Source organism: Streptomyces sp. NPDC037271 (assembly GCF_055603605.1).
Genome location: NZ_JBVJVN010000016.1, coordinates 59,021 through 78,103, shown reverse-complemented (window position 1 = coordinate 78,103; position 19,083 = coordinate 59,021). Strand labels below are relative to the sequence as shown.

15 protein-coding genes are annotated in these 19,083 nt (G+C 72.8%); 9 read left to right on the top strand and 6 right to left on the bottom strand.

All coding sequences use genetic code 11. The features are described 5' to 3' along the window. Positions 1 to 336: 336 nt before the first annotated feature. Positions 337 to 1,926 (top strand): phosphoglycerate dehydrogenase, encoded by a 1,590-nt coding sequence (gene serA, locus ACZ7G3_RS24915; RefSeq protein ID WP_426600244.1) that lies wholly within the window; start codon positions 337 to 339, stop codon positions 1,924 to 1,926. 63 nt (positions 1,927 to 1,989) lie between these two features. Here serA and ACZ7G3_RS24910 read toward each other — a convergent pair whose 3' ends face one another. Further along, complete coding sequence (locus ACZ7G3_RS24910) at positions 1,990 to 3,537, bottom strand: MFS transporter (RefSeq protein WP_470928302.1); 1,548 nt, start codon at positions 3,535 to 3,537, stop codon at positions 1,990 to 1,992. Between the two features lie 83 nt (positions 3,538 to 3,620). Between ACZ7G3_RS24910 and ACZ7G3_RS24905 the strand changes: the two genes are divergently transcribed. Beyond that, positions 3,621 to 4,205, top strand: coding sequence for a TetR/AcrR family transcriptional regulator (locus ACZ7G3_RS24905; protein WP_470928301.1), 585 nt, complete (start codon positions 3,621 to 3,623; stop codon positions 4,203 to 4,205). Here the strand turns inward: ACZ7G3_RS24905 and ACZ7G3_RS24900 are convergent. From ACZ7G3_RS24900 to ACZ7G3_RS24880, 5 genes are all read right to left on the bottom strand, one after another. Further along, positions 4,192 to 4,872, bottom strand: coding sequence for an ATP-binding cassette domain-containing protein (locus tag ACZ7G3_RS24900; protein WP_470928300.1), 681 nt, complete (start codon positions 4,870 to 4,872; stop codon positions 4,192 to 4,194). The genes ACZ7G3_RS24905 and ACZ7G3_RS24900 overlap by 14 nt on opposite strands. After that, the gene (locus ACZ7G3_RS24895) at positions 4,869 to 5,828 is read right to left on the bottom strand and encodes an ABC transporter ATP-binding protein (protein WP_470928299.1); all 960 of its coding nucleotides are present in this window, start codon (positions 5,826 to 5,828) and stop codon (positions 4,869 to 4,871) included. The genes ACZ7G3_RS24900 and ACZ7G3_RS24895 overlap by 4 nt, the downstream gene beginning before the upstream one ends. A gap of 212 nt (positions 5,829 to 6,040) precedes the next feature. Beyond that, positions 6,041 to 7,825, bottom strand: coding sequence for an ABC transporter permease subunit (locus ACZ7G3_RS24890; protein ID WP_470928298.1), 1,785 nt, complete (start codon positions 7,823 to 7,825; stop codon positions 6,041 to 6,043). Next, the gene (locus tag ACZ7G3_RS24885) at positions 7,822 to 9,315 is read right to left on the bottom strand and encodes an ABC transporter substrate-binding protein (RefSeq protein WP_470928297.1); all 1,494 of its coding nucleotides are present in this window, start codon (positions 9,313 to 9,315) and stop codon (positions 7,822 to 7,824) included. The genes ACZ7G3_RS24890 and ACZ7G3_RS24885 overlap by 4 nt, the downstream gene beginning before the upstream one ends. Before the next feature lie 115 nt (positions 9,316 to 9,430). After that, a complete protein-coding gene (locus ACZ7G3_RS24880) occupies positions 9,431 to 10,690 on the bottom strand; it encodes a PucR family transcriptional regulator (RefSeq protein WP_470928296.1) in 1,260 nt (419 codons plus the stop codon). Between the two features lie 164 nt (positions 10,691 to 10,854). Between ACZ7G3_RS24880 and ACZ7G3_RS24875 the strand changes: the two genes are divergently transcribed. The 7 genes from ACZ7G3_RS24875 (at position 10,855) to ACZ7G3_RS24845 (ending at position 19,078) form a co-directional block, all read left to right on the top strand. Continuing rightward, on the top strand, positions 10,855 to 11,835 hold the full coding sequence (locus ACZ7G3_RS24875) for a proline dehydrogenase family protein (RefSeq protein WP_470928295.1): 981 nt from the start codon (positions 10,855 to 10,857) through the stop codon (positions 11,833 to 11,835). Between the two features lie 49 nt (positions 11,836 to 11,884). Further along, positions 11,885 to 13,525: an L-glutamate gamma-semialdehyde dehydrogenase gene (gene pruA, locus ACZ7G3_RS24870; RefSeq protein WP_470928294.1), complete on the top strand. Its 1,641-nt coding sequence runs from the start codon at positions 11,885 to 11,887 to the stop codon at positions 13,523 to 13,525. 304 nt (positions 13,526 to 13,829) lie between these two features. After that, positions 13,830 to 13,961: a hypothetical protein gene (locus ACZ7G3_RS24865; RefSeq protein WP_011030289.1), complete on the top strand. Its 132-nt coding sequence runs from the start codon at positions 13,830 to 13,832 to the stop codon at positions 13,959 to 13,961. 73 nt (positions 13,962 to 14,034) lie between these two features. Further along, on the top strand, positions 14,035 to 15,078 hold the full coding sequence (locus ACZ7G3_RS24860) for a 3-isopropylmalate dehydrogenase (protein WP_426600234.1): 1,044 nt from the start codon (positions 14,035 to 14,037) through the stop codon (positions 15,076 to 15,078). A 259-nt stretch (positions 15,079 to 15,337) separates the two neighbouring features. Continuing rightward, a complete protein-coding gene (locus ACZ7G3_RS24855) occupies positions 15,338 to 16,426 on the top strand; it encodes a branched-chain amino acid aminotransferase (protein ID WP_426600233.1) in 1,089 nt (362 codons plus the stop codon). A gap of 238 nt (positions 16,427 to 16,664) precedes the next feature. After that, a complete protein-coding gene (ureA, locus tag ACZ7G3_RS24850; protein WP_470928293.1) occupies positions 16,665 to 17,366 on the top strand; it encodes an urease subunit gamma in 702 nt (233 codons plus the stop codon). Next, positions 17,366 to 19,078, top strand: a complete 1,713-nt coding sequence (locus ACZ7G3_RS24845) for an urease subunit alpha (protein WP_470928292.1) — start codon at positions 17,366 to 17,368, stop codon at positions 19,076 to 19,078. The genes ureA and ACZ7G3_RS24845 overlap by 1 nt, the downstream gene beginning before the upstream one ends. The last annotated feature ends 5 nt before the right edge of the window (positions 19,079 to 19,083 follow it).

The following is a 19,083-nucleotide window of genomic DNA, read 5'->3' as shown; positions in this document are numbered from 1 at the left end:
GAGCACTTCGGGGAAACAAAGGAAAGGGGGTGAAGAAGGCGCAGGGGTGGGGTAGACGGGGGGGCGAACCCCCGAAGGGCGGGGGGGGCCGGCCCCCCCCCCCCCCCCCCCCTCCCCGAACCCCGGGTAACGTCGTGGGGGCGGCGTTGTCCAACCCGTCCGGCCACGGACGGGTGATCCTTCCGCCAAGGCGCAGGACGACCTCCGCCACGCCACTAGACTGCTGACAACATACGCGTCAGGCCCACAGCGTCGTGCGTCTTCCACGCGGCCACCAACCCTCCACCGCATGCGGCCGTCGGGACGGCCGTCCGCATTGGACTTGTGAGGACTCACGTGAGCTCGAAACCCGTCGTACTCATCGCCGAAGAGCTGTCGCCCGCGACCGTGGACGCGCTCGGCCCCGACTTCGAGATCCGCCAGTGCAACGGCGCGGACCGGGCCGAGCTGCTCCCCGCCATCGCCGACGTGGACGCGATCCTGGTCCGCTCCGCGACCAAGGTCGACGCCGAGGCCATCGCCGCCGCGAAGAAGCTCAAGGTCGTCGCCCGCGCCGGGGTCGGCCTGGACAACGTGGACGTCGCCGCGTCCACCAAGGCCGGCGTGATGGTGGTCAACGCCCCGACCTCCAACATCGTGACCGCCGCCGAGCTCGCCTGCGGTCTGCTCGTCGCCACCGCCCGCAACATCCCGCAGGCCAACGCCGCGCTCAAGAACGGCGAGTGGAAGCGCAGCAAGTACACCGGTGTCGAGCTGGCCGAGAAGACCCTCGGCGTCGTGGGCCTGGGCCGCATCGGCGCCCTCGTCGCGCAGCGCATGTCGGCCTTCGGCATGAAGGTCGTCGCCTACGACCCCTACGTGCAGCCCGCGCGGGCCGCGCAGATGGGTGTCAAGGTGCTGTCGCTGGACGAGCTGCTCGAGGTCTCCGACTTCATCACCGTCCACCTCCCCAAGACCCCCGAGACCCTCGGCCTGATCGGCGACGAGGCGCTGCGCAAGGTCAAGCCGAGCGTCCGCATCGTCAACGCCGCGCGTGGCGGCATCGTCGACGAGGAGGCGCTGTACTCGGCGCTGAAGGAGGGCCGGGTCGCCGGCGCCGGCCTGGACGTGTACGCCAAGGAGCCCTGCACCGACTCGCCGCTGTTCGAGTTCGACCAGGTCGTCTGCACCCCGCACCTCGGCGCCTCCACGGACGAGGCCCAGGAGAAGGCCGGCATCGCCGTCGCCAAGTCGGTCCGCCTCGCCCTCGCCGGCGAGCTGGTCCCCGACGCGGTGAACGTGCAGGGCGGTGTCATCGCCGAGGACGTCAAGCCGGGCCTGCCGCTCGCCGAGCGCCTCGGCCGCATCTTCACCGCGCTCGCCGGCGAGGTCGCAGTCCGCCTCGACGTCGAGGTCTACGGCGAGATCACCCAGCACGACGTGAAGGTGCTGGAGCTCTCCGCCCTCAAGGGTGTCTTCGAGGACGTCGTCGACGAGACCGTGTCGTACGTCAACGCCCCTCTGTTCGCCCAGGAGCGCGGCGTCGAGGTCCGGCTGACCACCAGCTCGGAGTCCCCGGAGCACCGCAACGTCGTCACCGTGCGCGGCACCCTCCAGGACGGCGAGGAGGTGTCGGTCTCCGGCACGCTGGCCGGCCCGAAGCACCTCCAGAAGCTCGTCGCCGTCGGCGAGTACGACGTGGACCTCGCCCTCGCCGACCACATGGTCGTCCTGCGCTACGAGGACCGTCCCGGCGTCGTCGGCACCGTCGGCCGCGTCATCGGCGAGGCGGGCATCAACATCGCCGGCATGCAGGTCGCCCGTGCGACGGTCGGCGGCGAGGCGCTGGCCGTGCTGACCGTCGACGACACGGTGCCCGCCGGGGTGCTGGCGGAGGTTTCAGCGGAGATCGGGGCGACGTCGGCCCGGTCGGTGAACCTGGTCTGAGGTGACCGCCCCGGGGGCTGCCGCCCCCGGGACCCCCGCTTCGGCCCTGAACGGGCCTCGTCCTCAAACGCCGGACGGGCTGACTTGATCAGCCTGTCCGGCGTTTTCCGTGCACGCCTCCTCGCGCACCCGTACCCTCCGCAACGTCACCGACGCCAGGACCGCCGCACCGGCGAGCACCACCGCGCCCGCGATCGCCGCCGCGTGCATCCCGTCGGTGAACGCCTCCCGTGCCGCGGTGGCCAGGGCGTCTCCCGCGCGCCCCGGCAACTGCCCGGCGACGGCCAGCGCGCCGCCCAGCGTCTCGTGTGCCGCCTCCGGAGCGGAGTCCGGCATCTCCTGCCGGTAGACCGCCGTACCGATGGAACCGAGCACCGCCATCCCCAGCGCCCCGCCGAACTCGGCGCCGGTCTCCATGAGGGAGGACGCGGAGCCCGCCCGCTCCACCGGAGCGGCGCTCAGCGCGAGGTCCATGATCTGGGACATCACCATGGTGACGCCCGAGGCGAGGACCCCGGCGGCCACCAGCCCCAGCGCCAGCGCGTCCGTGTCCACCGGCGTCAGCAGGACGTAGCCGCAAGCGGCGAGGGCGAAGCCCGCCGACACCACGTGGGCGCGGTTGACGCCCTTCTGCACCAGGTGGGCCGCGAGCGGGGCCGCGAAGCCGATCGGCACCGAGGGCAGCAGCGCCCACAGGGCCGCCTCCAGCGCGCTCTTGCCCACGACCGACTGGATGTACTGCGAGGTGAAGAACGCCGAGCCCATCATCGCGAACATCGTGACCAGGTTGAGGACGACGGCCGGGGCGAAACCGCGCGCGCGGAAGAGGGCGGGTGAGACCATCGGCGAGGCGGTGGTCCGCTGCCGGTGCACGAACAGCGCCGCGAACAGCAGACCCACGGTCACCGCCATGACGTACCGGACGTTCCAGCCGTCGGCCGAGATCTCCTTGAGGCCGTAGACCACCGGGAGCACCGCGGCCATCGACAGCGGGATGCTCACCCAGTCGAAGCGGCCCGGCGCCGGGTCCTTCGACTCGGGCAGCAGGAGCGGCCCGAGGATCAGGAGCAGGGCCATCGCCGGCAGGTTCACCAGGAAGACCGAACCCCACCAGAAGAACTCCACCAGCATCCCGCTCAGCACCGAGCCGAGCGCCACGCCGGCCGTCATCACGCCGGACCAGATCGCGATGGCCCGCGCCCGCTGGGCGGGGTCGGTGAACAGGGAGCGGACCAGGGCCAGGGTCGAGGGCATCAGCGTCGCGCCGCCGATGCCGAGCAGCGCGCGGGCCGCGATGAGCGTCCCGGCGCTGTCCGCGTACGCCGCGGTCAGTGAGGCGGCGCCGAAGGCCGCGGCGCCGATCAGCAGCAGCTTGCGGCGGCCGATGCGGTCGCCGACCGACCCCATGGTGATCAGCAGGCCGGCCACGGCGAAGGCGTAGACGTCGAAGATCCACAGTTGCTGGGTGCCGCTCGGCGCGAGGTCGGCGTTGATCGCCGGGACGGCGAAGTACAGGACCGACACGTCCATGGAGACGAGCAGCAGCGGAAGCATCAGCACGGCGAGCGCGGTCCATTCGCGGCGGCCGGCACGGGACGGGGTGGGTGTCATGCGAGCGACTATACGAACGTGTAAGACGCCTGTCTATGACGCTTGTATAGGACGCCCGTATGGACCGGGGATAGGGTGGGCGCATGGGACACCGTGAGGATCTGCTCGCCGGCGCCAAGCGCTGCCTGCTGGAGAAGGGCTTCGCGCGCACGACCGCGCGGGACATCGTCAAGGAGTCGGGGACCAACCTCGCGTCGATCGGCTACCACTACGGGTCCAAGGACGCGCTGCTCGTACAGGCCTACATCGAGTTGGTGGAGGCGATGTCCGGCGCCTTCGAGGGCGGTGCCGAGGGCGATCTGCCCGGCGAACCCGGCTCGCTGGAGCGGTTCTCGGCGGTGTGCTCGAACATCATCGGCACCATGCGCGACCCGGGCTCGCTGTGGCGGCTCAGCATGGAGATCGTGTCCACGGGCGACCAGATGCCGGAGGTGCGGGATCACCTGGCACGGGCCCAGCGGGAGGGTGCGCGGGGCCTGGTCACGCTCTTCATGGGCGGGCGTGAGGAGGACGTACCGGAGGAGACCGTGGACACCCTCGGGAACTTCTACGTCACGCTGCTGATGGGACTCATGACGCAGTGGTCCTTCGCTCCCAAGGACGCCCCCGAGGCGGAGCAGCTCGCCGAGGGGCTGCGCCGGGTGGTCGAGGGCGTCACCCGGAGCTGATCCGCCCGTCCCGCATCTCGACCACCCGGTCCGCCACATGCCGTACGACGGCCCGGTCGTGGCAGATGAACAGGTAGCCGAGGCCCAGCTCGTCCTGGAGGTCGGCGAGCAGGTTCAGCACCCCGGCCCGTACCGAGGCGTCCAGGGCCGACACCGGCTCGTCGAGGACCAGCAGGCGGGGCTCGGAGGCGAGGGCGCGGGCGATGCCGACGCGCTGGCACTGGCCGCCGGAGAGCTCGTGCGGGCGCCGGTCGCCGTACGACGGGTCCAGGCCGACCCGGTCGAGCAGTTCGGCCACCCGGTCCGGGCCGTCGGCCGGGTTCCAGCGGCCCTGCACCTTCAGCGGCTCGGCCACCGCGTCGCGGATGCGGTGGCGGGGGCTGAGGGAGCCGTAGGGGTCCTGGAAGACGGGCTGCATGCGCGGGCGCAGCGGCCGCAGTTCCCGCTCGGACAGGCCCGTCAGCTCCCGCCCCTCGAAGCGGACCTCGCCGCCGTCCGGCCGGCGCAGTTGGAGCACCGCCAGGGCGGTGGAGGACTTGCCGCAGCCGGAGGGGCCGTTGAGGGCGAGGGTCTCACCGGCGTCCAGGGTGAAGGAGACGTGGTCCACGGCGGTCACCGGACCGTAGCGGACGACCAGGTCGCGCACGTCCAGGAGAAGGTCGTTCACGCGAACTCCTTGAGGGGCTCGGGGATCTCGGCCGCGCGGTGGCAGGCGACCAGCCGGCCGTCCACCGTCTGGGGCACCGGTTCGGCCGCACCGCACTGCTCCACCGCCAGTGGGCAGCGCGGGGCGAAGGCGCAGCCGGGGCCGAGGGCGTCCGGGGCGGGCGGGGTGCCGGGGAGGGCCGGGAGGCGGCGGCGCCGGGGGCCGTCCTGCGGGAGCGAGGCCAGCAGGCCCGCCGTGTACGGGGCACGCGGGCGGGACAGCACCCCTTCGGCCGGTCCGAGTTCGACCGCCCGCCCGGCGTACATCACCAGCACGCGGTCCGCGTGGCCGCGTACGACGTCCAGGTCGTGGGTGACCAGGACCAGTGCGGCGCCCACCGCCTCCCGCTGCTCGGCGAGCACGCGCAGCACCTGCTCGCGGCGCTCCTCGTCCAGCGCGGTGGTCGGTTCGTCGGCGACGACCACGTCCGGCTCGTTGACCGTCGCCATGGCGATCACCGCGCGCTGGCGCATGCCGCCCGAGTACTCGTGCGGGTAGGCGCGCGCCAGGCGGGAGGCGTCGGGGATGCCGACCCGGTCGAGGGCCGCCACCGCCCGCGCCCGGGCCTCCTTGTGGGAGACGCGGCGCACCGACCGTACGGCGGCCGCGAGTTGGTCGCCCACCGGGTGGACGGGGGAGAGGGCGGACAGGGCGTCCTGGGGCACGAGGGCGATCCGGCGCCCGCGCTCGGCGGCGAGGTCGGCCGCTCCCCGCAACCGGACGCTGCCGCCGGTGGCCGCGCTCCGCGGCACCATGCCCAGCAGCGCGCGGGCGGCGAGGGACTTGCCCGCCCCCGACTCCCCGACGACGCCCAGGACCTCACCCGGGTGCACGTCGAAGGACAGACCGCGCACGGCCTCCGCGGGGCCGAAGGAGATACGCAGGTCACGCACGGACAGCAGGGGCTCGGGTGGCATCGGTGGCCTCCTTCCGGGGGGCGGGTGTGGCGTGGGGGGCGTGTCGGTCACCGTGCGCCGCGCCTGATGCCGACGGCTCCGCGTGCGGGGCCGCCGGCAGGCCGGAGGGGGTGCCGCGCACGGACGGCGGCGGCTCGGGTGGCCTCGGTGCCGCTGCTGATGCCGGCGGCTTCGCGCGGGGGGCCGCCGTGGGGCCGGAGGCGGTGCGCGGGTCACGCACCGACGGCAGTGCCTCGGACCGCATCGTTGGTCTCCTTCCGGGACGCGGGGCCGGCAGTGGGCCTGGCGTGCGGGCCGCGGCGGGTGCCGCGACCGCGGGCGAGCGCCGCGCCCGACACCGCCAGCCCCGCCAGCAGGGCGAGGGCGACGGCAGGGGCCAGGGCCGCCCAGGGGGCGCGTTCGATGTAGGCGCGGGACTCGTCCAGGAGCAGGCCCCACTCGGGGGCCGGTGGCTGGGCGCCCAGGCCCAGGAAGCCCAGGGAGGCCAGGGCGAGCGCGATGCCGGGCAGCCGGAGGAGGGCGTGGCGGGCGACCGGGGCGGCGACGGACGGCAGGACGTGCCGGGTGAGGATCCACAACGGCGGTGCGCCGATGGCGCGTTGCGCGGCCAGGAACGCCGACGCCCGTACCTCCTGCACCAGCGCAGCCGCGTGCGCGGCCAGCGGCGGCCAGGAGATCAGCGCGACGGCGAGGGCCGCGCCGCCGGTGCCGGGACCGGCCGCAGCCGCGACCAGGATGCCGACGATGACGGGCGGCAGGGCGTTGGCGATGTCCGCCGCACCCGCCGCGACACCCGGCCAGAAGCCCAGCGCCAGCCCGGCCAGCAGGCTCAGCAGGCAGACGGCCGCCGCCGTGCCGACCGTCGAGGCGGCGCCGTGTCCGAGCCGGGCCAGCACGTCGCGGCCGAGCCCGTCGGTGCCGAGCGGGTACGCCCAGGAGGGTGGGGAGAGGCGGGCGGCCGTGTCCACCGCGTACGGGTCGCGCAGCAGGCCCCAGCCGATCGCCGCCAGCAGTACGGCGGCGAGGGCGGCCGGGATCGCCGGATGCGCCCGGACCGGGCGGGCCGGCGGCAGCGAGAGCCCGGCGTCGCGCAGGGCGGGGCCCAGCAGCCGGCGCCGTACGAGGGCGGATGCCGCGCCGGCCACCAGGCCGAGGGCGAGCAGGGCGAGGACCGCACCCTGGAGCAGCGGCAGGTCCTGCGACTTGGCCGCCCCCAGTGCCGTACGCCCGATGCCGGGGACCGCGAACACCGTCTCCACCGCGACCGCGCCGCCCGTCAGTCCGACGGCGACCATCCCGAACTGCGGGACCAGCGGCGGCAGTACGCGGCGCAGTGCGGCGGCCGAGACGCGGGCACGGCTCACTCCCGCGCCCCGCCACAGCTCCACCCACCGTTCGTCCAGTACGGCGGGCAGCGCGTCCGCGACCAGCCGCCCGAGCAGGCCGCCCGCGGGGACGCCGAGCGCGAGGGCGGGCAGGACCAGGTACTCGGGCCCCTGCCAGCCGGACGTCGGCAGCCATCCCAGCCACACCCCGCACACCAGCAGCCCGACCGTCGCCAGCAGGAACTCGGGGACGGCGGCGGCCATCGCGGCGAACGCCCCGGCCGACCCCCGCCCCCGCACCAGTACGGGTGCCACCAGCGCCACCGCCAGCAGCACGGCCACCGTCAGCGCGGCGGCCATCAGGCCCAGTGACACCTGGAGTCCGGAGACGACGGACGGCGCGACCTCGGTCCCCGACACCCACGAGGTGCCGAGGTCGCCGCGGAGCAGCCCGGACGCCCAGTCGCCCAGCAGGGAGAGCGGGCCGGCGTCCAGGCCGAGGTCCCGGCGGATCGCGGACAGCGCCTCCTCGGTCGGTTCCTGCTCGGCGGACCGGGCGCGCAGCACGGTCAGCGCCGGGTCCCGGCCGGACAGCCAGGGCAGCAGGCCGACGGCGGCCAGCACGGCGACGAGGGAGACGGCGCGCGTCACCCCCGCTGTGGTCGGCCTCACTTGACGTGCGTGTCGAGCGTGACCAGTTCCCGCTCGCGCGGGTCGTGGGCCGCGCCGACCACGTCGGCGGCGTCGCCCTGGATCACGCGCTCGTGCAGCATCGGCACGGCCGCGTCGGTGGCGAGCACGGCGGCCTCCGCGTCGACGACCGCCCGGCGCCGGGCGTCACCGGTCGGGGTGGTGCCCGCCTTGTTCAGGGCCTTGTCCACGGCCGGGTCGGCGAGCTGGGAGATGTTGAAGGAGCCGTCGGAGGCGAAGTCGCTGTAGAGGTAGGCGGCCGGGTCGCCGGAGTCGAGGACGGTGGCGCGGGAGAGGATGAACGCGTCGAACGCGCCCGCCAGGGCGTCGGACTCGATGTTGGCGTACTCGCGGACCTCCAGCTTCACCTCGAACCCCGCCTTCTTCAGCTGCTGTTGCAGCGCGGCGGCCACCTCGGGCAGCTCGGCCCGGTCGGTGAAGGTGCCGATGGTGATGCTCTTCCCGGACGGGTCGCCCGCCTTCGCCCGCCGCACCGGCTCGCGCAGCCCGGCCGCCCACGGCAGCGCGGGTCCGAGCAGCCCCTCGGCCACGTCGGCCCGCCCCTCGTAGACGCCCTTCACGATCGACTCGGCGTCGATCGCCTCCCGGGCCGCCGCCCGCAGCGCCGGGTCCTCGAAGGGGCCCTTCTCCGTGTTGAGGTACAGCGTGTTGGTGCGCGGCATCGGGACCTCGGTGATCAGGTCCTTCTCCAGCAGCGCGGCCTGCGAGACGGGCACCGCCTCGACGATGTCGGCCTCGCCGCTGCGCAGGGCGGCGGCGCGCGCGGTGCCGTCCGGTACGAACGTCACGTCGATGCCGGGTGCCTTGGCCTTGCCGCCCCAGTAGTCGTCGTAGCGGTCGAGGGCGGCGGAGGAGGTGCCGTTGACCTCGGTCAGCTCGAAGGGGCCGGTGCCGGCGCCGACCGGGTTCACCGTCTTCCCCCGGTACGCCTTCGCCGCGAGGACCGACAGCTGCGGGGAGCTGAGCCGCTGCGGGACCAGGGGGTCCACCTCGGCGGTGGTGACGACCACGGTGCCGGCGTCGCCTTCCTTCACGGTCAGCTCGACGCCGTCCAGGATGCGGGGCTTGGGGGAGGCGGTGGCGGCCTCGGTGAGGGAGCGGACGACGGCCTCGGCGGTCAGCTCCGTGCCGTCGTGGAAGGTGACGCCCTCGCGGAGGGTGAACGTCCAGCTCCGGCCGGACTGCTTCCACTCGGTGGCCAGCGAGGGCTGGGCGTCGCCGTCCGCGTTCAGTTTGACGAGCGTCTCCGCGGTGGACCAGCGGGACAGCTTGAACGCGTCGTCGGAGAGCGGGGACAGGCCCGAGCGCGGCGGCTGCATCATCGCGACGCGGATGCGCTCGCCCCCACCCGCGCCGGTGCCGGTGGCTTCCGTGGACGCGAAGCAGCCGGTGAGCAGGGCGGAGGCGGCGAGGGCCGCGGGGACGGGCAGGAGGCGGGCGGAGACGCGCACGGGGTCACTCCGAGTAAGGGGCCGGTCAAAGGTTGAGCGTTCGATGACCGTAACACGATGACAATCGTTTTCAGAAGTGGCCCCGGGGGTGGCCGTATGGCCGCGTGACCGTGCGTCAGAGGCGCGCGCTCTTCAGCGCCATGTGCAACAGCAGCCGGTCCTCGCCGTCGTCCAGGTCCAGGCCCGTGAGCTGTTCGACGCGGGAGAGGCGGTAGTACAGCGTCTGGCGGTGGATGCCCAGCTCGGCCGCCGTACGGCCGGCCTGGCCCGCGCAGTCGAGGTAGACCTCGGCCGTGCGGGCCAGTTCGCGGTGGGCGGGGGAGAAAAGCCCCCGTACGGCGGGATCGTGGACGACCCGCGCGGGCAGCGCGGTCAGCAGGCGGAACGCCCCGATGGACGTCCACTCGGCGACCGGCCCGAACCGGCTCTCGGCGCGCGCCGCCCGGGCCGCCGCCGACGCCTCCCACCAGGCGTCCCCCAGCTCCGCCAGCCCGGTGCGCGGTGCGGACACCCCCGCCGCCACCCCCGCCGTCGCCCCGGCCGCCCCCGCTGCCGCCCCGGCCGCGCCCCGCGCCCGCTCCAGCAGCCGCCCCGCCGCCGTCGTCGCCGGGGTCGGCACGTCCACCGAACGCAGCCGCACCAGCAGCGCCAGCGACTGTCCCGCGGCCCCCGCCGCCCAGAGGGCGTGAGCGGCGTCCCCGTCCCACGGCATCGTGCACAGCGCCGTCGCCCCCGGCACCGTACGGACCGAGGGCGCGTCGTCGGGGCCGGCCGAAGGCCAGGGGGCCACGCACACCACCGCGTGCGGGGTGTCCGCGCGGGCGCCGAGCGCGGTGCGCAGTTCCGCCACGGCCATGTCCCGCTGCCAGTCCCGGTCGGCGGTGAGGACCGCCCGCAGCTCCCGGCTCAGGTCCGCGCCGTGCTGCGCCTCGTCCGCGAGCAGCGCGCCGATCCGGGCGGTGACCTCCATGGCCGCCGTCAGCTGCCGCTCCGTCGGGCCGGGCTCGGTGTCCAGGAGCCACACGTAGCCGAGGACGACGCCCCGATGGCGTACCGGCAGGCAGGTGCGCCCCCGGTACACGCCCGCCTCCGGGGTCGGCGGGATACGGACCGGGCCGGTCGCGCGGGTGATGCCGAAGCCCTCGAACCAGGCCCGGACCGCCGTGGTGGAGCGCCGGGTGAGGATCGAGCGGGTGCGCACCGGGTCCAGCGCGGAGGGGTCGAGGTCGCCCTCGCTGTCGTACGCGCCGAAGGCGATCAGCTCGAAGTCGCGGTTCTCCAGGGTCGCGGGCGCGCCCAGCAGTTCGGAGATCTCGTCGACCAGCTCCTGGTAGTCACCCCTGGAATCCGTCGTCACCCGGGCATTCTGCCGCATTTGCGTGCCTGGTTCATACATCTGTCTGAGATCTGCGGCACGGATGCGTGACAGCTGTCGATGGCCCACGATCGGGGGGATCCTTAGATTTCACGGTGGTTCTCCGTGCCGTCCCCCGTTCGTCGGGCTACGGCCTCGTGTTGGTTGGTAAGTGGAGGTGCCCCGTGCTGGGTCCCGTGATTCTCGCCGCGTCGCGCAGCGACCGGATGCGTCGTCTGGTCTCGGCCGCGCCGGTGACCAAGCCGGTCGTCGACCGGTTCATCCCCGGCGAGACGGTCGACCAGATCGTGCCGATCATCAGGGACCTGACCGACCAGGGCCTGGAGCTGACGATGGACGTCGTCGGCGAGGACATCACCACCCCCGAGCAGGCCGAGGCCGCCCGCGACGCCTACCTGGAGCTGATCGACCGGCTCAAGCCGCTGGACCTCGGCACCCGCGCCGAGATGTCCGTCAAGCTCTCGATGTTCGGCCAGGCCCTCCCGTCGCCCACCACCGCCCTCAACGGAGGGTCCTCCGGACCCGCAGCCGCATTCCACGGCGGCCACGAGCTGGCCCTCGCCAACGTCCGCCCGGTCGTCGAGGCCGCCGCCGAGATCGGAACCACGGTCACCCTCGACGCCGAGGACCACACCACCCTCGACTCGATGTTCGCCATCCACGACGAGCTGCGGAAGGACTTCCCGCAGACTGGCTGCGTCATCCAGGCCTACCTCTTCCGCACCGAGGCCGACGCGCGCCGGCTCGCCGACAACGGCTCTCGCGTACGGTTGGTGAAGGGCGCCTACAAGGAGCCCGCCGAGGTCGCCTACCAGCAGCGCCACGAGATCGACAAGGCGTACGTGCGCATCCTGCGGACGCTGATGGAGGGCGAGGGTTACCCGATGATCGGGTCCCACGACCCGCGCCTGATCTCCATCGCGCAGGAACTGGCCCGCACCGCCGGGCGCAAGCTCGACGAGTACGAGTTCCAGATGCTGTACGGCATCCGCGGCGACGAGCACCTGCGGCTCGCCGCCGAGGGCCACCGCATGCGCGTGTACACCGCCTACGGCACCGACTGGTACGGCTACTTCATGCGCCGTCTCGCGGAGAAGCCGGCCAACCTCCGGTTCTTCGCCCGCTCGATGGTGAGCAAGGGCTGAGCCCGCACCCGCTCGCACAACCCGCTCAAGTCAAGGAGTAACGGAACCCATGGACGCTGTGACCCAGGTCCCCACCCCCGTCAACGAGCCGGTGCACGGCTACGCCCCCGGCTCGCCCGAGCGTGCCCGTCTGGAGGCCAAGCTCAAGGAGCTGGCCGACAACCCGGTCGACCTGCCCTGCACCATCGGCGGTGTGAAGCGGATGGGCGGCGGTGAGCGCTTCGACGTCGTGCAGCCGCACAACCACAAGGCGCGTCTGGGCACGTACGCGAACGCCACCCAGCAGGACGCCCAGGACGCGATCGACGCCGCCCTGGCCGCCGCACCCGCGTGGCGCGCGATGTCCTTCGACGACCGCGCGGCGATCATCCTGCGCGCCGCCGAGCTGCTGTCCGGCCCGTGGCGCGAGACCATCGCCGCCTCCACCATGCTCGGCCAGTCCAAGACGGCCCAGCAGGCCGAGATCGACAGCCCCTGCGAGCTGATCGACTTCTGGCGCTTCAACGTCCACTACGCCCGCCAGATCCTGGCCGAGCAGCCCCCGGCCAACTCCCCGGGCGTGTGGAACCGCATGGACCACCGCCCGCTGGAGGGCTTCGTCTACGCGATCACGCCGTTCAACTTCAGCGCGATCGCCGCCAACCTGCCCACCGCCCCCGCCCTCATGGGCAACGTGGTGGTCTGGAAGCCGTCCCCGACGCAGACCCACGCCGCCGTGCTGCTGATGCAGCTGCTGGAGGAGGCCGGGCTGCCCAAGGGCGTCATCAACCTGGTCACCGGCGACGGCATCGCGGTCTCCGAGGTCGCCCTGGAGCACCGCGACCTCGCGGGCATCCACTTCACCGGCTCGACCAAGACCTTCCAGCACCTGTGGAAGACGGTCGGCAACAACATCGAGAAGTACCGCACCTACCCGCGCCTGGTCGGCGAGACCGGCGGCAAGGACTTCCTGGTCGCCCACCCGAGCGCCGACCGCGCCGTGCTGAAGACCGCCCTGACCCGCGGTGCCTTCGAGTACCAGGGCCAGAAGTGCAGCGCCACCTCCCGCGCGTACATCCCGGCGTCCATCTGGAACGACGGCTTCAAGGAGGAGTTCGCCGCCGAGGTCGACTACCTCACCATGGGTGACGTCACCGACCTGTCGAACTTCATCGGCGCCGTCATCGACGAGCGGTCCTTCGCCAAGAACAAGGCCGCCATCGACCGCGCCAAGGCCGACGAGACCTGCACGATCGTCGCGGGCGGCTCCTACGACGACTCGGTCGGCTACTTCGTCCGCCCGACGGTCGTCGAGTGCACCGACCCGGAGAACGAGGTGTTCCGCACCGAGTACTTCGGCCCGTTCCTCGCGGTGTACGTGTACGACGACAGCAAGGCCGACGCGTACGACGAGATGCTGACCCAGATGGAGTCGGTCTCCGACTACGCGCTCACCGGCTCGGTCATCTCGAACGACCGCGCGGCGGCGGCGTACACGATGGAGAAGCTGCGCTACGCGGCCGGCAACTTCTACATCAACGACAAGTCGACCGGCGCCGTCGTCGGCCAGCAGCCCTTCGGCGGCGGCCGTGCCTCCGGCACCAACGACAAGGCCGGCGCCCCGCAGAACCTGATGCGCTGGACCCTGACCCGCGCCATCAAGGAGACGCTGGTCGCGCCGACCGACTACACGTACCCGCACATGGGCTGACGCCCACCCGATCCCGGACGGGCCAGGTCTCCCCCCGACCTGGCCCGTCCGACGTTTTCGCAGGTCACGGCGGAGTGACCGACGGCACTGTCTCAGATAGTAGGAAGTCCGAGTAATTGTGGAGACAGACGCACCGCGTTCCCTTAGTTTTGTAGGAGCCGAACGTCCCGCTCGATCGAGCGAAAGGCGGTCGTGAGCCGGGCCCCGCGCAGGCAACCCCTGCGGCACCGCGCTCCCCGCCCTTCCGGCGTCTCCCCGTACCACTCGCTTTCCGCGCTCCCGCGCGCCGAAGGAGACGATTCCCATGGCCGAGACGACCGTCCGCCGCCGAGTCCGCCACCTCTCCCGCACCAGCGACTCCGACCGCAAGAACGCGGCCGCCGCCCTCCAGCGCTCCCTCGACCGCCGCGACAACGGCGGCGCCACCGGCCACTGAGCCGGGCGTGACGGGCGCGTCCGCATGCCGGACGTCGCATGTCATCCCGTGGGACGAGGGGTAGGGTGCCGTCATGTCTCGCAGCCTCAATCTCGCAGTGATTCCCGGTGACGGCATCGGCCAGGAGGTCGTGGCCGAAGGCCTGAAGGTCCTCTCCGCCGTCCTTCCGCAGGATGTGAAGCTGGAGACCAAGGAGTTCGACTTCGGCGCCCGGCGCTACCACGCCACCGGTGAGACCCTCACTGACGCCGACCTCGACGCCCTCAAGGCGCACGACGCCATCCTGCTCGGCGCGATCGGCGACCCGTCGGTGCCGTCCGGCGTGCTGGAGCGCGGCTTCCTGCTGAAGCTCCGCTTCGCCTTCGACCACCACGTCAACCTGCGGCCGTCCAAGCTGCTGCCGGGTGTGGCCACCCCGCTCGCCGGCCAGCCGGAGATCGACTTCGTCGTCGTCCGCGAGGGCACCGAGGGCCCGTACACCGGCAACGGCGGCACCATCCGCAAGGGCACCGAGCACGAGGTCGCCACCGAGGTCTCCGTCAACACGGCCTACGGTGTCGAGCGCGTCGTCCGCGACGCCTTCGCCCGCGCACAGGCCCGCCCGCGCAAGAAGCTGGCGCTCATCCACAAGAACAACGTGCTGACCTTCGCCGGTCACCTGTGGACGAACGTCTTCAACAAGGTGGCCGCCGAGTACCCCGACGTCACCACCGAGTACATGCACGTCGACGCGGCCACGATCTACCTCGTCACCCAGCCCGAGCGCTTCGACGTGATCGTCACCGACAACCTCTTCGGCGACATCATCACCGACCTCGCCGCGGCCGTCTCGGGTGGCATCGGCGTCGCCGCGAGCGGGAACATCAACCCCTCCGGCGACTTCCCCTCGATGTTCGAGCCGGTCCACGGCTCCGCGCCCGACATCGCCGGCCAGGGCAAGGCCGACCCCACCGCCACCGTCCTGTCCGTCGCCCTGCTGCTGCGCCACCTCGGCCACGAGGCCGAGGCGGCCCGCATCGAGGACGCCGTCTCCGCCGACCTCGGTGAGCGCGGTGACCTGCCCGCCCGGAGCACCTCCGAGATCGGCGACGCGCTCGCCGTACGCGTAGCCGGCTGACCCGGCACACTCGAAATCCAACCTTTCGAAGCCGCCGGGTCCGAGAAACAAGGCACCCGGCGGCTTTCTCCTGCGTCCGCAAGGTGCGACCATCGAGACCTGGGCCGCATTCACCCCGCTTCATCCGTCACGGACCGCGCGCGATAATCGAACGCGAAGCCGTGACATGAGGGAATGCTCGGACGTCCTAGCACCGGCCACCGGCCGTACGGGCGTGACCGCGGCCCGTCACAACCAAACCGGTGAAGGACATCAACCCATGACGACGCCCACGATCGAGCTCAAGCCCTCCGCCAACCCGCTCTCCGACACGGAGCGGCAGGCGATCCTGGCCAACCCCGGGTTCGGCCGCCACTTCACCGACCACATGGTGACGGTCAAGTGGACCGAGGGCCGCGGCTGGCACGACGGCCGGCTCGTTCCGTACGCCCCGCTCTCCCTCGACCCGGCCACCATGGTCCTGCACTACGCGCAGGAGATCTTCGAGGGGCTGAAGGCCTACCGGCGCCCCGACGGGTCCGTCGCCACCTTCCGCCCGGAGAAGAACGCGCAGCGCTTCCAGGCGTCCTCGCGCCGGCTCGGCATGCCGGAGCTGCCGGTGGAGACCTTCATCGAGGCGTGCGACGCGCTGGTGCGGCAGGACCAGGGCTGGGTCCCGGCGCACGGCGGTGAGGAATCCCTCTACCTGCGCCCCTTCATGATCGCGACCGAGGTCGGCCTGGGCGTGAAGCCGGCCAACGAGTACCTCTTCATCGTCATCGCCTCCCCGGCCGGCGCCTACTTCCCGGGCGGCGTCAAGCCGGTCTCCATCTGGGTCTCCGAGGACCGCGTCCGCGCCGTGCCCGGCGGCATGGGCGACGCCAAGACCGGCGGCAACTACGCCGCGTCCCTCCTCGCCCAGGCCGAGGCGGCTGCCAAGGGCTGCGACCAGGTCTGCTACCTCGACGCGGTCGAGCACCAGTGGGTAGAGGAGCTCGGCGGCATGAACCTGTACTTCGTGTACGGCGACAGGATCGTCACCCCGACCCTGACCGGTTCCATCCTGGAGGGCGTCACCCGCGACTCCCTCCTCACCGTCGCCCGCGACCTCGGTTACGAGGCCGAGGAGGGCCGCGTCTCCGTCGAGCAGTGGCAGCGCGACTCGGAGAACGGCACCCTCACGGAGGTCTTCGCCTGCGGTACGGCGGCCGTGATCACGCCGGTCGGCACGGTGAAGCGGGCCGGGGCGCAGTGGCAGCAGAGCGGGGGCGAGCCCGGCGAGGTGACGCAGCGCCTGCGCGGGGCCCTGCTGGACATCCAGCGCGGCACCGCGGAGGACAAGCACGGGTGGATGCACCGCCTGGTCTGAACCGCCCCCGCTGAACGGCCCCCTTCCCGGACACCGGACACCGGACGGGCTGAGTCCGCGCCGCCCCCGGGCCCTGCCGAGGCAGAGCCCGGGGGCGGCGGCACGTCCACCGCCTTGCCCAGCATTTAGAGCGACGTTCAATGCGATGTCTACAGGCGAGCTCATCAGCGCTTTTCTTCCAAGGAATCCGCGTTTAGAGTGATGCTCTAACTTATGGATGGCAAGGAGGTGTCGCGTCGTGAGACTGACTCCCACGGAGCGCGACCGGCTGCTGCTCTTCGGGGCGGCCGAGCTGGCCCGCTCCCGGCGCGCCCGCGGGCTGCGGCTGAACGTGCCGGAGGCGACCGCGCTGATCGCGGACACCGTGTGCGAGGCCGCCCGCGACGGCGCCCGCCTCGCGGAGGCGGTCGAGCGCGCCCGGTCCGTGCTCGGCCCGGACGACGTGCTGCCCGGCGTCGCGGACGTCGTCACCGAGGTGCACGTGGAGGCGGTCTTCGACGACGGCTCCCGGCTAGCGGTCGTCTCCGACCCGATCGGGGGCGGACTGGGGGAGCGGGCGCCGGGCGCCCTGCTGCCGGGTCCCGCCCTCGCCGAACCGGAGGCGGCGGTACGCGTCCCGGTCACCAACACCGCGACCGTGCCCGTCTCCGTCACCTCCCACTTCCACTTCTTCGAGGCCAACCCGCGCCTGGACTTCGACCGCGCGCGGGCCTACGGCATGCGCCTCGCCGTCCCCGCCGGGTCCTCGGTCCGCTTCGGGCCCGGGGAGAGCGCCGAGGTCGGCCTGGTGCCCATCGGCGGGCGGCGGGTCGCGATCGGGTTCGCCGGTCTGGTCGACGGACCGCTGGACGCACCGGGAGCGAAGGAAGAGGCCCTGCGGCGGGCGGCGGCCTGCGGGTATCTCGGCGTCGCACGACAGGCACCGGAAGGAGACGGGTGATGAGCCGCTCGAAGGGACGCGAGGTCAGCGAGGCGGTCCGCGTCGACGCCCACGCCTACGCCGCCACCCACGGCCCCCGCGCCGGCGACCGCCTCCGCCTCGGCGACTCGGGGCTGGTGGTCCGCGTCGAGTCCGATGCCCAGCGCCACGGTGACGAGTTCCTCGCCGGCTTCGGCAAGACCGCCCGCGACGGACTCCACCTCAAGGCCGCCGCCGTGCGCGAGACCTGCGACGTCGTCATCAGCAACGTCGTGGTGATCGACGCGGCGCAGGGCATCCGCAAGGTGTCGATCGGCATCCGCGAGGGACGGATCCACGCGATCGGCCGGGCCGGGAACCCCGACACCCTCGACGGCGTCGACGTCGTCGTCGGCACGGGCACCTCCATCGTCTCCGGCGAGGGCCTCATCGCCACCGCCGGAGCCGTCGACACCCACGTCCACCTGCTCTCCCCGCGCATCATGGAGGCGTCGCTCGCGTCCGGCGTGACGACGGTCATCGGGCAGGAGTTCGGCCCCGTCTGGGGCGTCGGCGTCAACTCGCCCTGGGCGCTCAAGCACGCGTTCGGCGCCTTCGACGCCTGGCCGGTCAACATCGGGTTCCTGGGCCGGGGATCGTCGTCCGACCGGGCGCCCCTGATCGAGGCGCTGGCCGAGGGCGGCGCGTCCGGCTTCAAGGTGCACGAGGACATGGGAGCCCACACCCGCGCCCTCGACACCGCCCTGCGCGTCGCCGAGGAGCACGACGTCCAGGTCGCCCTGCACAGCGACGGCCTGAACGAGTGCCTCTCCGTGGAGGACACCCTCCGCGTCCTGGAGGGCCGCACCATCCACGCCTTCCACATCGAGGGCTGCGGCGGCGGACACGTGCCCAACGTGCTGAAGATGGCCGGCGTCCCCAACGTCATCGGCTCCTCCACCAACCCCACCCTGCCCTTCGGCCGGGACGCGGTCGCCGAGCACTACGGCATGATCGTCTCCGTCCACGACCTCAAGACCGACCTGCCGGGCGACGCCGCCATGGCCCGCGACCGCATCCGCGCCGGGACCATGGGCGCCGAGGACGTGCTGCACGACCTGGGCGCCATCGGCATCACCTCCTCCGACGCACAGGGCATGGGCCGGGCCGGCGAGACCGTCCGCCGCACCTTCGCCATGGCCGGGAAGATGAAGGCCCAGTTCGGCGCCGACGGGGACGACGACAACGAACGCGTCCTGCGCTACATCGCCAAGCTGACCATCAACCCCGCCATCGCCCACGGCCTGGCCCACGAGGTCGGCTCCATCGAGGCCGGCAAGCTCGCCGACATCGTGCTGTGGCGGCCGGACCACTTCGGTGCCAAGCCGCAGCTCGTCCTCAAGTCCGGCTTCCCGGCGTACGGCGTGGTCGGCGACCCGAACGCGGCCACCGACACCTGCGAACCCCTCGTCCTCGGACCGCAGTTCGGCGCGCACGGCGCCACGCCCGCCGAGATATCGGTGGCCTTCGTCGCGCAGGCCGCCCTCGACCAGGGCGGCGACACCATGCCGACCCGCCGCCGCCGGGTCGCCGTGCGCGGCACCCGTGGCATCGGCCCGGCCGACCTGCGCCTGAACTCCCGCACCGGACAGGTCGACGTCGACCGGCGCACCGGCCTGGTCACCCTGGACGGCGACCCGCTGCGCTCGGAACCGGCCGACTCCGTCTCCCTCAACCGCCTCTACTTCCTCTGACCTCC